The sequence below is a fragment of the Bartonella sp. AC130YNZD genome (genome assembly GCF_042196865.1).
In the GTDB taxonomy this organism is placed as follows: Bacteria; Pseudomonadota; Alphaproteobacteria; order Rhizobiales; family Rhizobiaceae; genus Bartonella.
In genome coordinates, this window is record NZ_JBHIQZ010000104.1 from 1 (window position 1) to 1,290 (window position 1,290).

Below are 1,290 nucleotides of genomic sequence, written 5' to 3' on the forward strand. Positions count from 1 at the left end.
TTGTATTTTATAACGATACACATTACAGTGAATCATGATTTTGGGATTTAAACATAAAGGGCTTGAAGCCTTCTACACTACTGGTACTACAAAAGGAATTCAGTCTGCTCATACTCAAAAGTTAAGACGTATTCTAGGTGCTCTTGATGTAGCTATATCACCAAATGATTTGAACTATCCATCCTTTCGATTGCATCCTCTAAAAGGTGATCTTAAGGGCTATTGGTCAATTACTGTAAATGGAAATTGGCGTGTAATATTCCGTTTTGTTGGTATAGATGTCGAATTAGTTGATTATCTAGATTATCATTGAATAAGGAGAGATAAAAAATGATGAAAAACCCTCCACATCCTGGAGAACTCTTGCGTGAAGATGTAATCGTAGAGCTTGGTTTATCTGTTACCGAAACAGCTGAACGGCTTGGTATGTCTCGTGTAGCTTTTTCTAGGGTTTTAAATGGGAAAGCTGCTATTAGTCCCAATCTCGCTATTAGGCTTGAAATGGCTGGTGTGAGTACTGCACGTGCTTGGCTAGCTATGCAAACAAATTATGATTTAGCGCAAGCTTTAAAACAGAAACAACCTAAAATACATCCTCTTTGTACTAGCTCTTGTTAGTACCATTCTATCGTATTGGAGAGCTTGACGAACATTCTCTAATAAGCTTTTACTTGAAAAGCATAAGATCAGAACCAGGAGGAGCTAGCCGTAATAGCAGCGTATCGTACCCCCAATTGACAGCTAAACTTAGAAATATCAAGACAATATAACCAATGACCATTGCTGTTTGGTGTTCAAAAGGTGCAGAGCCCGCTACATATCCAGTAAAAAAAATAAATAACACCAGCAAACTCCCCCCTGCTATAAACTCTGTTAAAATAATAACCGGTTTACGAATAAGCAAAAGAAAAAGGAAAAGAAAAAAAAGGCACGTTTTCAATATCTTATGTAATATTTTATAAACGATAGAAAACACTCTACGTATTATAGTTATTAAAATTGATTGTTTGGAATTTGGATTTTTCTCTTTTTTATTTAATTTATTAGTAGATAGAGTGTCCATTACCCCCTCCAATATTTTTATCTATAAAACGCTTTATGGCTATATGATACGTTTTATTTTATTCACGATTATTTATATACCTATATAAATAATTATTTCAATTTTATGATTTTTTAGTGCTTAATGTGACATAATTTTTAAAAAGCAGGCGCCCCCCCGCGCCTGTTATTTATGCTACTTCAGCGACCGTTTTAACAATATTATCGCCTTCATAAACCTCACAATTT

The 1,290-nt window shown here is 34.5% G+C and carries 3 protein-coding genes; 2 read left to right on the plus strand and 1 reads right to left on the minus strand.

What is annotated here, in order from left to right; genetic code table 11:
* The first annotated feature begins 34 nt into the window (after window positions 1–34).
* Together ACFINU_RS09885 and ACFINU_RS09890 are read left to right on the plus strand one after the other, a co-directional pair.
* On the plus strand, window positions 35–313 hold the full coding sequence (locus ACFINU_RS09885; RefSeq protein ID WP_375667670.1) for a type II toxin-antitoxin system RelE/ParE family toxin: 279 nt from the start codon (window positions 35–37) through the stop codon (window positions 311–313).
* A 17-nt stretch (window positions 314–330) separates the two neighbouring features.
* A complete protein-coding gene (locus tag ACFINU_RS09890) occupies window positions 331–618 on the plus strand; it encodes a HigA family addiction module antitoxin (RefSeq protein WP_005864567.1) in 288 nt (95 codons plus the stop codon).
* Between the two features lie 49 nt (window positions 619–667).
* On the opposite strand, the gene ACFINU_RS09895 is transcribed toward ACFINU_RS09890, so the two are convergent.
* The gene (locus ACFINU_RS09895; RefSeq protein ID WP_375612418.1) at window positions 668–844 is read right to left on the minus strand and encodes a hypothetical protein; all 177 of its coding nucleotides are present in this window, start codon (window positions 842–844) and stop codon (window positions 668–670) included.
* Window positions 845–1,290: the final 446 nt, after the last annotated feature.